The organism is Spiroplasma endosymbiont of Phyllotreta cruciferae (assembly GCF_918697755.1).
The window spans coordinates 64858-81607 of record NZ_OU953854.1 but is presented as its reverse complement, the minus strand read 5'-3'; the positions used below and the strand labels follow the sequence as shown (position 1 = coordinate 81607).

Here is a 16750-nt window from a genome sequence, read left to right as displayed (position 1 = left end):
AATGTTGAATATTTACATTTTGCAACACCACCCCATACAAGTGAAGAAGCACTAGAAAAAGTCAAAACTTTAGTTCAAAAATTACATCATTATACTGGTCAAAATCAACAACGCTTGCATGTTGTTAATTTTTCAATGTTACAGCACGAACTAATGCATATCCCCGATGGAAGTTACAGGATTACGATTATGCGCCGCATGTTTTATCGAATCGCAAATATTTTAGCGGCAAAATGAAATTGTCAGGCAATTATTACTGGTGAATCATTAGGGCAAGTTGCATCACAAACAATTGAAAGTATTAATGTTATCAATACTGTTTCACCATTACCAGTGTTACGGCCAGTCTTATGTTTTGATAAAAATGAAATTATTGCAATTGCAAAAGAAATTGATACTTATCAAACATCAATTTTACCGTTTGAAGATTGTTGCAGTCTTTTTGTACCAAAAAATCCCATGACAAAACCACGGATAGCTCAAGCAGAGTTTCAAGAACAAAATTTAATGTGACAGGAAATAATTGATGTTATAATTAGGAAGAATATAAAGACATATGTAATTGATGGGGATGAAATTTATGAAGAAAGATAATCTTTTTCAAAAAAAGAAAGAAGCAACAAAGACGTTAGTTAATGAACGAGAATTGCGAACAGCAGAACGTTCACGAACTAATTTGTTGGAAGAAACAATTTTAATTGATGAAGAGTTTTTAATTATTCGTGATTTTAAAGATGATGATATTAAAGTTGTAAATATGAATAAAACAAAAAATAATTTTTATAATGAAAATGCAATTGATTTGGAAAAAGAATTGTTACAAGAAATGACACCAAAGAAAAAACCTCGGGTATGGCGTTTTTTAGTTTTTGGAATTTTAGCAGTTTTAATTGTTGTAATGATTATTGTTATTGTTATTAAACTATAAAATTAGGCCACAACTGTGGTTTTTATTTTCTTTTTCGTTAAAATGAAAGTAGAAAGAGGTAATAAGTATGATGATTCCCCATTTAAATGTTCGAACAAGTTATAGTTTATTATCATCCTTAATTACGTTTGATAAATATTTTAATTATGCAATGACGAATGGATTATCAACTTTAGCAATTTGTGATAGTAATATGTTTGGAGTTTATGAGTTTCATCAACTTGCACAAAAAAATAACATTAAACCAATTATTGGATTAAATGTTATAATTTTGTTTGATAATGAACCCTATAATTTGAATTTATTTGCCCGTAATCAAAATGGGTATTTTAATTTAGTTGAAATTTCATCATTAATAATGATTAACGCTGAACATAAAACAACATTAACTTTTAATTATCTTAGTAAGTTCTTAACAACAGACTTAAAAATCATTATTAATTATACTGTTGATAATTATCACCCAGAAGTATTTCAAATTTTAAAAAATAATTTAGTTAACACAAGTGATTTATTTTTAGGAATTAATAATGGTAATGCCACCTTAATCGATTCCTTTCAAAATTTAGGACCAGAAGAACAAATTATTTGGAATAATAAAGTACAATATTTTACCAGTGATGATTTTACAGCGTATAAAGTTGTTGATACGATTAAAACACAAACTTTGTTTAAAGAAAGTAAATTAAATGATTGATATGGTTGAGTAGCACCACCAAGTCGTTATCAACAATACTTTGAAAATATTAAACATTTTATTACTGATATTGAAATTTTTTCATTAAGCAAAGGGACTATTTTTGATAATTTATTACAATATCCAATTCCGAGTGGTCAAACAGCGCAACAATTTTTAGCAGAAATTTGTCAAACAGCGTTAAAAGCAAAGAAGGTAAATGGTTTTTATGGAAAATATGAAGCACGGTTAAGTTATGAATTAGATGTCATTAATAAAATGGGTTTTAATGATTATTTTTTAATTGTATGAGATTATGTTCGTTATGCTAAACAACAAAATGTTTTTGTTGGTCCAGGACGAGGAAGTGCAGCTGGAAGTTTAGTTAGTTATTTGTTAGACATTACAACAATTGACCCGATTGCTTATAATCTTCTTTTTGAACGCTTTCTAAATCCAGAGCGAAAAAGTTTGCCTGATATTGATATTGATTTTCAAGATGATAAGCGCGAAATGGTTGTTGAATATTTGTTTGAAAAGTATGGTAGTGATCATGTTGCTCATATCGTTACTTTTCAAACAATTGGAATGAAGATGGCAATTCGTGATATTTGTCGAATTTTTGATATTGCAATTGAAGAAGCTGATAAGATGAGTAAGGCGGTTCCTTTGGAACATAATTATCATTATGAGCAAGCAATTAGTTCTAATCCTGTTTTTGAAATTTATCAAAAAAAATACCCCCAAGTATTTTTACATTTACAAAAAATTATTGGTTTACCACGACAAACAGGAACCCATGCGGCGGGAGTTGTGTTAACACAACAACGATTACAAACAATTATTCCAGTTAAAGAAGGTTATAATGGAATTTATCAAACTCAATATTCAATGAACTATCTAGAAGAATTGGGGATTTTGAAAATGGATTTATTAGGATTACGAAATTTAACGATTTTGCATGATGTTATTAATAATATTTATCAAGAGACAAAAGTAAAATTGGATGCAAATAAATTACCATTGAATGACCAAAAAACTTATCATCTGTTAGCCCAAGGAGATACGAAAGGAATTTTTCAATTAGAATCTCCAGGAATGACTAAAGTATTAGTTGATATGGTTCCTGATCAACTAGAAGACATTGTAGCAACTTCTTCATTATATCGGCCAGGACCACAAGATAATATCCCACTATTTATTCAACGAAAAAAACATTTAATAAAAGTTACTTACATTGATGATCGCTTAACGGAAATTTTAGCACCAACTTATGGTATCATTGTTTATCAAGAACAAGTTATGTTAATAGCGCAAAAAGTTGCTAATTTTTCACTAGTCAAAGCGGATGTTTTACGACGAGCAATGGGAAAAAAAGATGCAAGTATTATGGTTCAAATGAAAGCTGAATTTATTAAAGAAGCGGTTAAAAACCATTATGTTGAAAAAACAGCCCAAGAAATTTGAGAATTAATTTATAAATTTGCTGCCTATGGTTTTAACCGTAGTCATGCTGTTGCTTATTCATTATTAGGTTATCAAATGGCATATTTAAAAGCAAATTATCCTTCCCAGTTTTTAGCTAGTTTATTAACAAATGTGATTGGTGATGAACATAAAACAAATGATTATATTGCTTTAGCAAAAAAGAATCATTTAACAATTGTTCCTCCTAATATCAATGCGCAATATCGACAATATCATACTGTTGATAATCAAATTTGTGTTCCCTTATTAATTATTAAACAAATTGGTTTTGCTTTCTTTAAAAAAATTGCTAGTGAGTATCAAAAAAATGGTCCTTTTGTTGACTTATATGATTTGTTTATTCGTTTATATAAAAAAGGGTTGAATCGAAAAACTTATGAAGCATTATGTTTTTCGGGAGCATTAGATTTGTTTAAAATGAATCGCATTACTTTGTTTAATAACTACCAACAGATTATTACCTATATTGAATTAATTAAAACCAAAGAAGAAAATGAAAACTTAGTTATTGATTTTTCTTTAGCTGAAAAGCCAGAGTTAGTAATTGAGCCAGATGATGAGGTTATTTGCTTAGAAAAAGAATATGAATTCTTAGGATTTTATTTATCAAACCATCCTTTAAAGTATATTCGTGAAAAGGAAGGTTATCAAGCTAAAACAACATTAATTAGTAATTTACGATTAAGTTTAGGATCAACAAATGTTTTAGTGTTAGTAAAACGAATTAAAGTAATTATTGATAAAAATAATAATAAGATGGCTTTCTTAGACTGTTATGATGAAAGTGGTGAAATTAGTATTACAGCCTTTGCTGGTATTTATAAAGATTATGCAAATTTATTAAAGGTAAATAACATTTTGTTATTAAATATTAAATTAGGAACATATAATAATAAAATTAACGGAATTATTAATCGCATTAAATTTATTAGTGGGGAGAAAGAATAAATGTTTATTGAAATTATTGCAACAAATTATCAAGATTGTCAAATTATTGCACAAGCAGGGAATATTAACCGAATTGAATTATGTACTGATTTAAATCGTTGGGGTTTAACCCCACCATACGATGTCATTAAAGAAAGCACCGAAAAAATTAAGGTTCCAATTCGTGTCATGGTTCGTCATCGTGATGATTATTTTTATTGTCCAGATGATGAATATCAGCAAATTAAAAAGGATATTGCTTATATTAAAACAACTAAAGCAGAAGGGATTGTTGTTGGCATTTTAACACCCAACAATCAAATTGACCTTGTTCGAATGCAAGAGTTAATTACCTTAGCACATCCGTTAGCAGTTACTTTTAATCGGGCATTTGATTTAATTCTCGATAAAATCGTAGCGGTTAAACAGTTGGCACGGTTAGGGGTTAAAACCATTCTAACCCAGGGGGGAATTGCGCCAATTGGGGAGAATTTAGCAACTTTACAGACATTGCGAAATTATGGTGTTCAAATTCAAGGCGGGAGCAGAATTAATTTAACCAATTATCAAACAATTAGTCAGTATTGTGATGCCATTCACTTGGGTAGTGCTGTTCGTGAAGATGAAACATGAAAAACAACGATTAGTTTATCAAAATTACAGCAACTACAATAAAGAGCAAAATTTAATTAAAATACCAAAAATTATTTTATAATTGCCAATTAATCACACACTTTTTCTAAAATCATTAAAAAAAGTAATATAATTATTTGGTAAAGATTTAATGAGAAAGAGGGTCAAAAATGAATGTATTAGAAAATACACTTAAAAAAATTAATGAATTTTCAAAAAGAATTAAAATCATTTTTCCGGAAGGAAATTCAGAACGAATTCAAGAAGTTGCAAAACGTTTAATTGGAACAAACATTACACCAGTTCTTATTTTTAAAACTCGTGCTGAAGTCCCAACAGATATTGCTGATTATCAGGCAGAAGTTTTAGTTGCCGAAGAACAAAATATATCAGAACTAGCTGAACATTTAGTTGATTTACGAAAAGGAAAAGTTTCAATTGCTGAAGCAAGACGGTTAGTTGGTGAATGTAATTATTTATCCGTATTATGAGTTAAAAAAGGTTTAGCTGATGGTATGGTTGGTGGAATTACTTATGATACTAAAGATATTATTGGCCCAGCGTTACGAATTATTAAAGCAAAACCAGGGGTTAAATTAGTTTCATCATTCTTTTTAATGGTTCGTAATGATGAACGTTATATTTTTACTGACTGTGCATTAAACATTGACCCAACAGCGGAAGAACTAGCAGATATTGCTTATTTAGGATATGAAGCAAGTCAAGTCTTTGAATTTAAAAAACCACAAATGGCTTTATTATCATTTTCAACAAAAGGATCAGGGCGTGGAACTTCTGTTGATAAAGTTCGTGAAGCATATGAAATTTTAAAAGGAAAAGAATTAAAAGATTGTCGGATTGATGGTGAATTTCAATTTGATGCTGCATGAGATGATGCGATTCGTAATAAGAAAGCACCAACATCAGCTTTAACAGCTCCAGCCGATATTTTTGTTTTTCCAAATTTAGATGCTGGGAATATTGGATATAAAATTGCACAACGCTTAGGGGGATTTGAAGCAGTTGGTCCAATTGTGATTGGATTAGATCGTCCGGTTAATGATTTATCACGGGGAGCAACAATTAATGATATTTATAATACTGTTCTTGTTACAGCATATTTATGTGTGCATAAATAATAAAAATAATTAAGTGAAGGAGAAAAAATAGTATGATTTTAGTAATAAATGCTGGAAGTAGTTCAATGAAATTCCAACTGTATAAAGTAATTGATAATAATTATGAAGTAATTTGTAAAGGTTTAGCAGAACGAATTAATATTGATGGAATTTTTACAATTAAATTTAATGGCCAAGAGTTTCAAACAAATGAAGTTTTACCAGACCATAGTGCAACAGCAAAGGTTTTAATTGCTAAGTTAAAAGAGCATAAGATTATTCAAGATTTTGCTGATATTCAAGGAATTGGACACCGTATTGTTCATGGCGGGGAAAAGTTTACACAATCAACAGTTATTACTGACGAGGTGTTTGGTGAAATTAAACGAATGGTTACTTTAGCACCATTGCATAATCCACCTGCAATTGAGGCAATTGAAGCGTTCCGTAATATTGTTTCAGTGCCAAATGTGGCTGTTTTTGATACATCGTTTCATACCACAATTCCAGAGGAAAACTACTTATATTCAGTGCCATACGAATGATATACTGAACATCAAGTTCGTCGTTATGGTTTTCATGGAATTTCATATCGTTACATTACAAAACGTTTGGGAGAGGTTTTACAAAAACCTGCTGCTAACCTTAATACAATTATTTGTCATTTAGGGAATGGGGCTTCTGTTTGTGCGGTTAAAAATGGAAAAAGTTTCAATACTTCAATGGGATTAACACCATTAGAGGGGTTAATTATGGGAACACGTAGCGGGGATATTGACCCTTCAATTCATCGGTTTATTACCAACCAAACTGGTACTACATTAGATGACATTACTAATACGTTAAATAAAAAATCTGGTTTATTAGGAATTTCAGGGGTATCTTCAGATTTACGCGATGTTTTTAAAAGTAGCAAAGATAATAACCGTAGTCAGTTAGCTTTAACAATGAGTGCAAAACGAATTGCAAAGTATATTGTTGCTTATGCTAATGATTTAGGAACTAATCTTGATGCAGTTGTTTTTACGGCTGGAATTGGTGAAAACTCAAGTGATATGCGACAATTGGTAATTAATGAAGTTAAACTTTTAAATTTAGAATTATCAGCGCAAGCAAATCAAAGTTCATATGAAAATGAAAATTTAATTTCAACACCACAAGCAAGTTGTCCGGTGTATGCAATGCGAACAAATGAAGAAGTGATGATTTGTGAAGATACATATCATTTAATTAATAAATAAAAAATTAAAAAGGGTTTAAAATTTTGTTTAAAATTTTAAACCCTTTTTCTTATTACAAAATAAGATGTTTAGCAAAGATTTTATTAACGCTAAAATGAATAATAATAATTATGAGCGTTGAGAAAATAAAAGTAAAAGCAGTGTATGAAATTCAGTGAAATCTCTCAACAATAAGGGTAAAATTCATTGATAAAATATGGCTTAATCATAAGACAAAGCATAGTTTTATTTTTCAATTAATTTTATTATTGTCCTTATTTTTTAAAAATAAGAGCATTATTGAACCACTGCAGTATGTTGCATTAATATGGCCACCAGGAAAAGCATATTCTCACGGTGTTTTAAATGTTGGCATATTTGGGTTATTAAATAAGGAAAATGCTGGTTTTCATCATGGGTATTGTCATTCTGGGGGAATATTATTAAGATATCCATTTCCAAGATTATAACCATAATGAAAAGATGATTGTAAATAGTGGTCTAAAAAGAGAGGGTGTTCTTGTATTAAATCACCAAAAATAGCATTATAATAGTAAATTCGATGGGTTGCCCCCTTCATAATAACAATGACAAAATAAGACACAATTAAAAAACTCAAGGCTTTTACTGCCTTTAATCAATGTTGTTCAATTAATAATCGTTGTTTTTTGACCAAGCAATAACGAATATAATATAAACCAAGACTTAAGAGAATTGTTTGATAAAAGAAAACTAAAATTGCACTTGTTAATTTATAATGGTAATTATCAAATAAGATAAAATCAATTCCAGGACCAAATCCTTCATCAGTACTAGGAATTAATGTTAAATTTACGATATTACCAATTATTCAGGCGCTTAAACCAAAAAGATAATAAGTAGTTGTTATTGAATAGTATTTTTCAAATTTCATCTTTTTTTGATTAATTTTTAACAAAAACCATGTTTCAATTAAAATGGCAAGGTAAATAATTACAACTACGATTAATTTTGTATTTCCTAATTGATCATAAAAACGGACTCAATATTTTGCAAACTCATTTGTTAAACCTTTTGCAAATTCTTTGGCAATTTGATAATCAATAGTATATCATCCTGTTGCAAATAAAACACCAATACTAACAACAACAATAATAATTAATAATGGGATGGCAAAAAATCAAAAAATACCGCTTTTCTTTATAAAAAAACTTATTTGCTTTTGGTGCATATATTGGCTCCATTCTTTTTTGGGAAAAAGTTATCATTATTATCTTTTCCATTATATGTCAAAAAAGCATCATAAAAAATTATTTTTTCGTTTATTTTAAAAATTTTCACGGTATAATTATTCTGAATATTATTATTAATAAGTAAAATAATTGTTAATTGGTTTTAACTATTAGTTCACAAGGGTTTTTTAATTAAATAAAGTTAGATATAATAAATATTAACTATGCAACGTTATATGGGTGATTAAAATGAAAACAAATTTTAAAAAGTATTTTCAAAAATTTTTTAATATATATTCAATATTATTTATTTTATATTTTGCAATTTCATTTTTTTTAACTCGTTTTATTCGTCATTATGCTAATTGGGCTTTTATTAATGTGACCTTAAATTTAACTTATATTATTTTAATAACGGGTGCTTTTTTATTTTTCTTAGCAATTTTAATTCAAGTTTTACAAAATTTTAAGCATTATAAACGAATTATTTTGCAATGAGATAATATTTTGAAAATCAATATTATTGTACTATTATTATGAATAGCTAATATTTTATTATTATCATATAAGGTTTATGTTAATACTTCTGCAACAGTTTTGTTTAATCGATTCACAAAATTTTACTATCAGTTTTATCAATCAATTTTAATTTCATTTTATTTCTTTTATGCTTTATTTGTTATTACCTTTTTTGTTACTTTGATTACCTTTCGAGTTTATTTAGTTTATTGATATAAAATTAATGATTTAATTTATTTTAATCCGTTGATGGATTTAACATTGTTTTTTATTGTTTTAGGGTCATATGCTTTTGTTAAATATCGATTTAATGATTTAATTATTTTTTTATTAAAGAAATTAATAATTATATCGCTTTTAATTGCCAATATAATTAAAAGTTATCGTTTACTTATTTTTAAAAAGGAAACAAACCCCGCCACAAATGTTAATACTTAATCTGATTTTATAAAGGGAAATATTTTTATTAAAACTTGATTTATTATTTATGTTACTTAATAGTTATAATTAAATTTATTAAAATGAAAACAAAGGAGAGATAAAGAAAATGAAAAAATTAATGATAGTTTTAACTTCTTTAGCATTAACAGCACCAATTGCGGGGGCTGTAGTTGCTTGCGAGGATGTTAACAATAAAGGTGGACAAACGGACGGAACTTTTCCAACAGTTTCTAATATTAAAGCAAAATTAAAACAAGAAGGTTACAATGTTGATAATTTAGATGTTGATTTAGCACCAGGAATGAAAACAGCAACGATTCGTTTCATGCCAGATGCACCAAACAAGCCATATTTAACAAAAAAAATGGATTTAACATGACCAACCAATGATATTACTAAAATTATTACAGTGACATCAATGCCATATGATGCTGCAATGGGAAAAACTTTGCCAGCCCAAACTGTATTAGATGCTGTTAATGGTTTAAATGGAACAAAATTTACACTTAATGATGTTGACGTTAAAGTTGATCAAACTAGTTATAATTCAACAATTACTCCAAAAGATGGTGGAAATTTTACGGGAGAAGTAATAGCAATAGCGATAGAAATTGTTAATGAACCAATTACCTTTTTAGAAGCATTTCCTTTAACAAATATTGGTGATATTTATATTGCTGAAGAATTATGAAATGCTTATAAAAGCAAACCGAGCGATGAGGGAATATGAACAAAATTAACAGCTGCTATTATGGAATTTGTTGGTGATCGTAACCGTTTTGCCGCTTTATATAAAGGTACAATGCTGACAGTAATGTTGGATGCAATGAGTAATAAAGGAATTAGTTTAACAATTAATACAAATAATGGGGTCGGAAGTTTAAAAATTGAAGCAAGTGCGGCAGGAGTTATTAATAAGTCAGTATTAACAGCTAATTTTACAATTCATTCAACACCACGAAAATTTTTAAATACCAATGATGCTAAACCAACAAATGATAGCACAATTAATGTGACATTAGATAAAAGTTATAGTGCAGAAACAGTTGATAACTTACGTTATGATCTTGTGGCAAAATTATTAGGACAACAATTTGCAGATCAATATAAAGATATCTGATATGATGAAATTTTAGTAACCTTTAAAGAAGATAAGTCTGGGGCAACGGTTAATGCTAAGCCAGGATCAAAAATTTTAGCAGCATCAGATTCATTAGCATCATTGATGACAGAGATTCCATCGTATACTTTAAATGTAACTTTTTCTTAAAAGAAAAAAAGAAACGCATGTGTTTGAACATATAAAATAAAATTGACAGAAAAAAGAGAGTTAAAATTTCTGTTATATAATTTTATTGAAAGGATGTTCTTTTTTATGGCAAAACAATGAAATAAAGATGAAAAAATTGAAATATTAGAATTTTCTAAACAAAATGGAGTGAGAAGTTCTGCAGAAAAATATAATGTAGCAAAGTCAACTATTCAAAGATGACGCGCTGAGGCTGAAGAAAATGTTGATAATTTAGAGTGAGGCCGTGGATTGCAAACAATTCAGCATTCAAAACGTAGAATGAAAGCATCAAAAGTTATGACTGATGATGTGAATAAAATGTCGCGCTTTGAATTAGAAGAAATTGCAAAGCTCCATCTTGCACTAAAAAAGTATGAAGCGAAGACTATTAAAGATAAGTTCTTCGCCATTAATAATTTATCAGCAGATTATTTTGTTGATTTTTTATGCCGAAAATTAAAAGTTACTAGACAAGGATATTATTTATGAATAAAAAATGGAATGCCTAAGTATAAAAATTATAATATTAAATTTGCCAATACAATATTAGAATTATTTAATAAATTTAAAGGTATCTACTGATATCTGATGCTGAGTATTTTATTAGAAAAATATAAAAACATAAAACTTAACAAATTAGTTGTTTATAGATACATGAAAATTTTAAAAATTAAATCTATTAAACGTAAAATTAAGCCAAGTTATTTAAAATCTGGACCATTAAGGTTTCCAAATATTTTAAACAGAAATTTTGTTGTAACTAAACCTAATCAAAAATGAGTAACTGATGTTACATATTTACCAATAAAAAATAAAATGTTATATTTATCAATTGTAAGAGATTTATTTAATGGTGAAATTTTAGATTGAAAATTATCTAATAATCTAAATAGAAATTTGTGCTACAAAAATTTAGTTTCAGCTTGAAATTATTCAGGAAAACCAAAAAATGTAATAATTCATAGTGATCAGGGTAGCTCATATAATTCACCAATGTGGAAGGATTTATGTGAAAGTATGCACATGGTTATTTCTATGTCTCGAAGAGGAAATTCACCAGATAATGGGGCATGTGAAACTTGATTTAGTTCATTTAAAAAAGAATGCATATATTTATATCAACGAAATGAACTAAATTTAAATAATATTTATGAAATTGTTTCGAACTATATTGAGTTTTATAACTTTGTAAGGCCAAGAATATCGCAAAGAAAAACTCCTTTCGAACAACGAATGGAGTTTTTTAATAAAAAAATCTTTTTTTCTGTCAATTTTAATTGACATCTTCAGTTAATGAGTTTCTTTTTTTGTTAAGACAGTTTATAATTAAAAGGACATATTAATGATCGTTTGTAAAATTAAAAGGGGAGCATAATGACAACAATTTCGTATGTTTTATTAGGAATTATTTTATTTATTTTAGTTGTTTTATTAGTGATTTATTTGTTTAAATCAAGTAAAAAAACAATGGCCAATAATGATTCAGCATTATTACAAAAAGATATTCAAGCATCAAAAGAAATTTTAGAAAAACAAGTAACAATGTTACAAACACAACTTATAGAACAAAAACAGGAGTTATTAAAATTAATTAGTGAGTTTCAACGCTCTTCAACAGACAATGATAGCCAGTTTAATCGTAATATTGCAATTTTAAATGAGGGTTTAAATAGTTTTAAAAGCAATTTATCAAAGCAAGACAGTGATTTAAAAAATAACTTAGATAATCAGGGTCAATTTATTTCAAGATCGTTTAGTGATGTTTTATCAAATCTAAATGTTCTAAAAGAATCCTCAGCAACCTTAAAAGAAGTGGAAAAAAAAGTTAAAGCATTAAATGATATTTTTTTAAATAATAAAAAACGAGGTAATTTAGGAGAATATTTGTTAGAAAAAGTATTGAGTGATATGTATGGTGAAGGGCACCAAGGGTGAGAACGTCAGTATCGTTTACCAACAGGGACCCTAGTTGATGCGTTAGTTAAAACTGGTGGGGCAAAGGAAAATATTGCGATTGATGCTAAGTTTCCGTTAACAAATTATAATAAATATTTAGAAGCTAGTGAAAAAACAATTAAAGATAAATTTTTGAATTTATTTAAACAGGATTTAAAGGATCGTGTTAATGAAGTTGCAAAATATATTAACTTAGAAAACGAAATTTCAAGTGCAATTATGTTTGTTCCCTCAGAAGACTTATTTGCTTTTATTTATGGGCAATTTCCAGAAGAAATTATTACTTTTGCCTTTCGAAAGAAAGTATGAGTTACTTCACCAACAACTTTGTCGGCTATTTTATTTGTGCTCGAAAAACATATGCGTGAAGTTTCTTTTAATAAAAACCTAGAAGTTATTAAAAACAATTTATTACGAATAAAAGGTGAGTTTGATCGATGAGTTGAACGATGAGAAGAATTTACAAAAAACTTTATAAAATTAAATGGTAATATTGATCAGTTGAATACTACTCATCATAAAATTCATAGCCAATATAACAAAATTTTAAATGACCAACAATTAGAACAACCGCTTGATGAAAACTAACATAAAAAGAAAGAATAGAAACTATGTATCCAAAACTAATATGAAATTTAGCCCGTATTAAAACAAATTGTCAGATAATGGTGCAAGAATGTTCCGCTAGGAACTTGGACCTTGTTGGCGTTGTTAAATTAGTGGCAGGCCAACAAAAAATTGTATCAACATTAATAGAAAGTGGAATTAAAACAATTGCAGATTCTCGAATTTTAAACTTACAGCAATTTGCTCATTATATGGTTATCCTTATGAAGGTAGAGATAAAGTAAAATATGAATATACGATTCCAAAAATAAATCATACTTTTAATAGTTTATTAAAAACAGAAAATAATTTATTAGAAAATATTATTACAAATAACAATAATATTAGCGGTGTAACATCAATTAAAGAAATTAAAAAAGTAGCAGCAAATACAATTCAAGAAATTGATACATATTACTATTCTGCTTGAATGGGAACAAAACAAAAATTTGGGATAAACTTTTATTGATATAAAGGTAATTATTATTTCCAACTAATTCTTTTTCATTTATTAGATTGAAGAGCTTCTTATGCTAGTTTAGAAAGTAAAATAAGCCTTGGAAATAGTATTAGATTATATAATTAAATAAAAAAACAGAACTACTTTATTAGTGGTTCTGTTTTTTTATTTGATATTTTAGGCAATGCTGTCCTTCATATCCTTGAATAATTTAGTGTATAATTTATTTATATAATAAAGGCCTGAGAAAAGAGGAAAGATAAAAATGTAATTAATTGAAACAAAATTAAGCCTTTTAAATGGCGTTAAAATACCATTAATTGGTTTTGGGACTTATAAACTAACTGATGAAACCGAAACTTATCAAACTGTTTTAACGGCATTACAGAGTGGTTATCGTCATATTGACACAGCGCAGTATTATGGCAATGAAACAATCATTGGAAAAGCAGTAAAAGATAGTGGGATTCCCCGTAGTGAAATTTTTATTACAAGTAAAATTTGAAATGCAAATCATAAATATGATGCTGCGTTACAAGAAGTTGATAATATTTTACAAAGATTAGATACTGATTATCTAGATTTATGTTTAGTCCATATTGGCCAACTGCTGATCGTAATGAATGTTTTCGCGCCTTAGAAACTGCTTATAAGGCAAAAAAATTCGAGCAATTGGGGTGAGTAATTTTAAAGTTAGTCATTTAGAAGAATTAATGGCAATTAGTGAAGTTAAACCAATGGTTAATCAAATTGAATTACATCCAGGTTTAAACAATACTGCTGTTGTTCAATTTTGTCAACAAAATGGAATTATTGTTGAGTAATGAGCAACATTAATGCAAGGAAAATGTACGACAAATCCAACAATCCTAAAAATTGCTGAAAAACATCAAAAAACCCCGGCACAAATTTGTTTAAAATGAGCAGTGCAACAAAATATTGTTGTTATTCCAAAATCAACACATAAAGAACGTCTGATTGCTAATACGCAGTTAGATGATTTTATGTTATATGAAGAAGATATGACAACATTATTTGCATTATCACAAGAAAGATTGGGTCCTGATCCAAATCATGTTGATTTTTAAAATTATTAACCAATAATTTTAAAAATCTTTTTTTATTTTTTTGTTATAATTTACAATATAACTTAACAAAAGGAATGATATGATGAAAAAAATAATTAGTGTATTGGGAACTATAACAATGATTGCAACACCTGTTACAACAATAATTAGTTGTCAACAAGAAGTAAAACATTATGTTCCAACGCGAAATACCGATATGGAAGCAGATGTTAGTCAGTTTTTTATCACAATTTACTTTGCAAGAATTTAACGATGAAGGCGATTATTGAGTAAAACATAATAATGATGATTTAATTTTTACAACTTTTAATAAAGATAAAGAAGCGCATACCTTAGCGCCAATTATTAATTATGCCTTTAATTCAGAAACAGTTTCAGTTTTTGAATTATCAAAACAAAATGTTTTATTTAAAACATATCTTGTGACAATGCCATCAAAGTTACCAGCACCAGAACAATTGTATCGTGATTTTCAACTGTTTCCTTTAATTCTCAACACGACTGCATATAGTTATACAACGGGTGAAACAACAATGCAAGAAACAACAATTGAAGGAGAGCATTTAACAACAACAATTTATTATTTAACAATTAATTTAAATAGTAATGTTTTTTGAAATTATGAAATTAATAAAGATTTATCAAGTTATTTAATTAATTATATTCAAACTAACCCAAGTTTTATTTTTTCACAAAACATAACTGACGAAGCAATTATGACAAGATGGTTAACAAATGTTTATACTGATTCTAATAATTTTAAAATTAGCAATATTAAAACAATTAAAAATATTTCTGATTTAGTTGTTTATTTAACAGATAAAATTAATTTTCAGTTTAATAATTTAGATACTAAACAAATTGGTAACCAAGGGGAATTTAATTTTAATGTTAGTGATCAAAAAAATAATTATCGTTGACAATTAAACAAGTTAAAATATGAAATTCGGTAAGAATAATTATTGTATTTTATTTTCTTTTAAATTTAAACCAACTGTATTTTTAACTTTTGTTAATTTTTTATTGGCAAGATAACGGGCTTTTTCTGCTCCAGCATCAATTAATTGGTCAATGGTGTCATCTTTAATTAATTGGTGATATTTTGTTTGAATTGGCTCTAAGGATGCAATAATAGCGGTTGCTACTTCTTCTTTTAACTGTCCATAATCACAATTACTTAATTCTTTAACAGTAGCTTCAATTGTAATGTTTTTTAAAACAGCATAAATTGTTAAAAGATTACTTACTCCCGGTTTTTGTTCGGGATCATAAGCAATTTTTCCATCAGAGTCAGTCATTGCTGAACGAATTTTTTTACGAATAACATCGGGTGCATCTAATAGTCCAATAAAAGATTTCGGATCATTTGATGACTTACTCATTTTTTTAGTTGGGTTTTGTAAATCCATAATTTTACCACCAACTGGGGGAATAAAATCATTAGGGAGTTTAAAAAGTTCTTGTTGGTAACGATTATTCATTCGTTCGGCAATGTTTCGTGTTAATTCAATATGTTGTTTTTGATCTTTTCCAACCGGAACTAAGTCAGCATCATATAATAAAATATCAGCGGCCATTAAAGTTGGATAAGTTAATAGACCAGTTGGAATAAATTCCGTGCCATTTTCAGCTTTCATTTTAATTGACTTATCTTTAAATTGAGTCATTCGTGATAATTCTCCAACAGTGGTATTACATAATAAAATATGACTTAATTGTGTTAATTCTAAGACATCTGATTGGACATAAATAATTGCATTGTTGGGATCTAATCCACAAGCATAATATAACGCAATCATATTTTTAATATTACTTCGTAATTCTTCTTTTCCAATGGGGATTGTAATCGCATGTAAGTTTGCAACAAAAATAATTAAGTTATTATTTTTTTGTAGTTCAATAAAATTTTTAATTGCGCCAATATAATTTCCTAATGTTAATTGTCCAGTGGCAGTAATTCCTGAAACAATTGTTGGTTTTTTTCCGTCCATCTTTTTTCCGTCCTGTTCTAAAATTAATACTATATTAGTAATATCATAGCAAATAATTTTCTCTTTGCCATCAAAAAACACTGAAAAATGATGTTTTTTCTTGAATTTTTTCTGTAATTTATTTACTATTGTTTGAACAAATAATATAATACCTGTATAGACTTAGAAGGAGAGTACAAAATTATGTCAAAAATTGA

General features: G+C 27.8%; 19 protein-coding genes. 17 read left to right on the top strand and 2 right to left on the bottom strand.

Features of this window, described 5'->3' with window-relative positions; translation table 4 throughout:
• The 6 genes from NL276_RS00475 to NL276_RS00450 all read left to right on the top strand — a co-directional run.
• Positions 1–594: tRNA sulfurtransferase (locus tag NL276_RS00475; RefSeq protein ID WP_370281040.1), on the top strand; the 594-nt coding region annotated here is incomplete at its 5' end.
• Entirely contained in the window at positions 581–928 is a 348-nt protein-coding gene (locus NL276_RS00470) for a hypothetical protein (protein WP_253301523.1), read from the top strand. The genes NL276_RS00475 and NL276_RS00470, both read left to right, overlap by 14 nt.
• A 70-nt stretch (positions 929–998) precedes the next feature.
• Positions 999–4040: a DNA polymerase III subunit alpha gene (locus NL276_RS00465; RefSeq protein WP_253301522.1), complete on the top strand. Its 3042-nt coding sequence runs from the start codon at positions 999–1001 to the stop codon at positions 4038–4040.
• Positions 4041–4694 carry a copper homeostasis protein CutC gene (locus NL276_RS00460; protein WP_253301521.1) on the top strand — a complete coding sequence of 218 codons (654 nt, stop codon included), beginning with the start codon at positions 4041–4043 and terminating at the stop codon, positions 4692–4694. It abuts the gene before it with no gap.
• Positions 4695–4822: 128 nt separating this feature from the next.
• Positions 4823–5791: a phosphate acetyltransferase gene (gene pta, locus NL276_RS00455; protein ID WP_253301520.1), complete on the top strand. Its 969-nt coding sequence runs from the start codon at positions 4823–4825 to the stop codon at positions 5789–5791.
• A gap of 32 nt (positions 5792–5823) precedes the next feature.
• Entirely contained in the window at positions 5824–7011 is a 1188-nt protein-coding gene (locus NL276_RS00450; RefSeq protein ID WP_253301519.1) for an acetate kinase, read from the top strand.
• A 52-nt stretch (positions 7012–7063) separates the two neighbouring features.
• Here NL276_RS00450 and NL276_RS00445 read toward each other — a convergent pair whose 3' ends face one another.
• Entirely contained in the window at positions 7064–8200 is a 1137-nt protein-coding gene (locus NL276_RS00445) for a hypothetical protein (protein WP_253301518.1), read from the bottom strand.
• 250 nt (positions 8201–8450) lie between these two features.
• Here NL276_RS00445 and NL276_RS00440 point away from each other — a divergent pair, with 250 nt between their 5' ends.
• The 11 genes from NL276_RS00440 to NL276_RS00400 all read left to right on the top strand — a co-directional run bounded on the left by NL276_RS00440 (position 8451) and on the right by NL276_RS00400 (position 15515).
• Entirely contained in the window at positions 8451–9158 is a 708-nt protein-coding gene (locus tag NL276_RS00440) for a hypothetical protein (protein WP_253301517.1), read from the top strand.
• Between the two features lie 109 nt (positions 9159–9267).
• Positions 9268–10431, top strand: a complete 1164-nt coding sequence (locus tag NL276_RS00435; RefSeq protein ID WP_253301516.1) for a hypothetical protein — start codon at positions 9268–9270, stop codon at positions 10429–10431.
• A 105-nt stretch (positions 10432–10536) separates the two neighbouring features.
• Positions 10537–11766, top strand: a complete 1230-nt coding sequence (locus tag NL276_RS00430; RefSeq protein WP_253301515.1) for an IS3 family transposase — start codon at positions 10537–10539, stop codon at positions 11764–11766.
• Positions 11767–11826: 60 nt separating this feature from the next.
• Positions 11827–12996: a DNA recombination protein RmuC gene (gene rmuC, locus NL276_RS00425; RefSeq protein WP_253301514.1), complete on the top strand. Its 1170-nt coding sequence runs from the start codon at positions 11827–11829 to the stop codon at positions 12994–12996.
• 131 nt (positions 12997–13127) lie between these two features.
• The gene (locus NL276_RS04955; RefSeq protein WP_256468772.1) at positions 13128–13259 is read left to right on the top strand and encodes a hypothetical protein; all 132 of its coding nucleotides are present in this window, start codon (positions 13128–13130) and stop codon (positions 13257–13259) included.
• A gap of 185 nt (positions 13260–13444) precedes the next feature.
• Positions 13445–13600, top strand: a complete 156-nt coding sequence (locus tag NL276_RS00420) for a hypothetical protein (RefSeq protein ID WP_253301513.1) — start codon at positions 13445–13447, stop codon at positions 13598–13600.
• 145 nt (positions 13601–13745) lie between these two features.
• The gene (locus NL276_RS05030) at positions 13746–14114 is read left to right on the top strand and encodes an aldo/keto reductase (protein WP_370281046.1); all 369 of its coding nucleotides are present in this window, start codon (positions 13746–13748) and stop codon (positions 14112–14114) included.
• A gap of 37 nt (positions 14115–14151) precedes the next feature.
• Positions 14152–14298: a hypothetical protein gene (locus NL276_RS00415; RefSeq protein WP_253301512.1), complete on the top strand. Its 147-nt coding sequence runs from the start codon at positions 14152–14154 to the stop codon at positions 14296–14298.
• Positions 14299–14310: 12 nt separating this feature from the next.
• On the top strand, positions 14311–14562 hold the full coding sequence (locus NL276_RS00410) for an aldo/keto reductase (RefSeq protein ID WP_253301511.1): 252 nt from the start codon (positions 14311–14313) through the stop codon (positions 14560–14562).
• A gap of 82 nt (positions 14563–14644) precedes the next feature.
• Entirely contained in the window at positions 14645–14812 is a 168-nt protein-coding gene (locus tag NL276_RS00405) for a lipoprotein (RefSeq protein ID WP_253301510.1), read from the top strand.
• Complete coding sequence (locus tag NL276_RS00400) at positions 14769–15515, top strand: hypothetical protein (protein WP_253301509.1); 747 nt, start codon at positions 14769–14771, stop codon at positions 15513–15515. Before NL276_RS00405 ends, NL276_RS00400 begins: the two co-directional genes overlap by 44 nt.
• A gap of 6 nt (positions 15516–15521) precedes the next feature.
• Here NL276_RS00400 and trpS read toward each other — a convergent pair whose 3' ends face one another.
• Positions 15522–16553: a tryptophan--tRNA ligase gene (gene trpS / locus NL276_RS00395; protein ID WP_370281045.1), complete on the bottom strand. Its 1032-nt coding sequence runs from the start codon at positions 16551–16553 to the stop codon at positions 15522–15524.
• Positions 16554–16750 lie beyond the last annotated feature (197 nt).